2 protein-coding genes are annotated in these 2,720 nt (G+C 43.1%); both read left to right on the forward strand.

What is annotated here, in order from left to right; all coding sequences use genetic code 11:
- Positions 1 to 1,608 (forward strand): GH36-type glycosyl hydrolase domain-containing protein (locus AC3LHT_RS01530; RefSeq protein WP_488661756.1); only part of this gene is annotated, 1,608 nt, incomplete at its 5' end.
- 15 nt (positions 1,609 to 1,623) lie between these two features.
- A partial coding sequence (locus AC3LHT_RS01535; RefSeq protein WP_488661757.1) for a hypothetical protein occupies positions 1,624 to 2,720 on the forward strand: 1,097 nt, incomplete at its 3' end.

Here is a 2,720-nt window from a genome sequence, read left to right on the forward strand (position 1 = left end):
ACCTTTGGTAACTGGGAGGATCCTATCGCTTCTCTCAAGCACGCAATCATTCTAAATCCTGGAGAGGAAAAGACCATTGTCTATCTTCTTGGAGCGGTTAGTGCAAATGAATCACTGAATGAAATTCTTGAAAAATATACCACCGAAGAAGCAATAAACAAAGAATTGGAAGGCATCCAATTGTATTGGAAAGAGCTTTTGGGAAAATTCAGCGTTGAAACACCCGATAGAGCTTTTAATATTATGAATAACGTTTGGTTGAAATATCAAGCAGTTTCCGGGCGTCTGTGGGGAAGAACAGCTTATTATCAAACCGGCGGGGCATATGGATTTAGAGACCAGCTTCAAGATAGTCAAATCTTCCTCTATCTCAATCCTGAGTTCACGCGAGAGCAGATAAAATTGCATGCGCGCCATCAATTTTCATCTGGAATTGTTTATCATTGGTGGCACCCAATAAGCGAAGAGGGAAATATCTCCGGCTATTCTGATGATCTTTTGTGGTTACCTTTTATAACTGTCAGGTACCTCAAAGAGACAGGCGATTTTGAATTCTTAAGGGAGAAAGTGCCCTTTTGTGATGGCGGTGATGGAACTGTCTATGAGCACTGTGTCAGGGCGATAGATAATGTGCTTAGCCGTTTCGGGGAGCATAATTTGCCTCTTATTGGCACCGGTGATTGGAACGATGGTATGAATGCTGTTGGAACTGGTGGAAAAGGTGAAAGCATATGGGTAGGGCACTTTCTCTATGGAATACTCAGGGATTTTGAAGTTGTAAATGAAGCTATGGAAGATTTCGATAGAAAAGAGAAATACGCTATTCGGGCAAGAGCCCTGAAGGAAGCGATAAATGAGCATGGTTGGGATGGGAAATGGTATCTCAGGGCGTATAAGGATAGTGGAGAGCCCATTGGCAGTTCAAGAAATCAGGAAGGAAAAATCTATTTAAATGCCCAAACCTGGGCAATATTGAATGATATAGCGCCAGATGACAGGAAAAAAACCGCTTATGAGTCTGCAAAAGGTGTTCTTTTCAGAAAATATGGTCCCATTCTTTTTTATCCAGCGTATTCTGTTCCCGATCCGGAGATTGGCTATCTGACAAGGTATGCCCCTGGTATGCGTGAAAATGGTGGGCTTTACACCCATGCCGGAACATGGGCTGTGCTTGCAGCCGCAAAAATGGGAGACCCCGAGACATATGCTATCTATAGAAGCTTCATGCCAGTGTACAGAGGATTGGAGCCTGATAAATACATGGTGGAGCCCTATGTTACCCCCGGTAACGTTGATGGCCCGGATTCCCCCTACTTTGGGAGGGGAGGATGGAGCTGGTACACGGGTTCAGCGACGTGGTATTTCATTGCCGGTATAGAAGGCGTGCTTGGTATCATCCCAACATGGGAAGGCTTGAAGATCAATCCCGTGATTCCAGAAAACTGGAATCAAGTATCTGTAAAGCGCTTGTTCAGGGGAGTGGAGTACAACATTATTATAAAACGCACCGGGGAAAAGATGATCTTTGTCTGTGGAAACAAGATAAATGGAAACATCGTTGTGCATCCCAGCGATAAGAAATTCGTGGACGTGGAAGTTCACATTTGAAAAGGAGGGGTACGTATGAAGTATCTAAAGTTCAACGTCTTTCTTTTTCTACTCCTGGCACTGACAGCCTTTGGCGCTGTTGAGTTGTTGGATCCACTCGATATTACAAACAATCTCAATAACGACAACACGGGAGCCCTATTTCTTCAAAGCAGTAATCTCGCTGTAATGGGTAAGTACTCTGTGAAAGTATTACCGAATGGACAGTCTCCTGAAACGAAAATTGCTATAACCCTTGAAGGCCAGTCGCTTGAGAAATTGGTAGGAAAGGATGTAATCAAACTATCCGTATTCATTGATCCAAGTGCAAAAACAAAGCCAAACAAATTCTTTCTTGGCATGGCTGATGTAAAAGACGGCTGGGCATGGGTTGATGGAGTGTTTTCAGAGACAGTGATAAAAGATGGTTGGAATACCGTGATTTACAAACTCAGCGAGCCCATGCAGAATATCAAACCTGATGGGAAGTACGCACTGTATTTCTCTTTCTTCGAAGAAACCGAAGGAACGAAAATGCCCCTTGCCGACGCTTTCTATGTTGATGCTTTTGTTGTCGAGAATTCTGATGAACTCACGGAAAACTCCTATATCTGGGGCATGGATACTGAAGAAGAAATCGCTACTTTCAGCAACGACAACACTGGAGCAATATTCAGCCTGTCAAAAAGGTATATAGCACAGGGTGTCGCATCCATGGAAGTAAAACCCTCCGGAAAGGCTCCTGAAACAAAAGTGGCCTTACAAATACCGGCTGAAAAAATAGCAGATTGGGCACAGGCTGAAAAGATAACCATGAATCTCTTTATACCTTATGGTACAAAGTCTATGCCCAATAAAGTCTTCCTCGGCATGGCTGATCTCACTGAAGGCTGGAACTGGGTGGATGGAGTCTTTTCCACAAACACCATCACATCTGGTTGGAACAGGATTACTTTTGATTCCACTGATAAAATGAAAGATCTGAAAGCGAACGGCAAGTATGTAATATATCTTTCTTTCTTCAGAGAAGAAGATAATAGCAAGATTCCTCTTCAAGAATCTTTCTATGTTGATGGGCTATATGTCGTTAGACCAGTATTAGCTGTCGAAAAAACAGTTGAAAAATCTGAAGT

Source organism: Kosmotoga sp. (assembly GCF_982836095.1).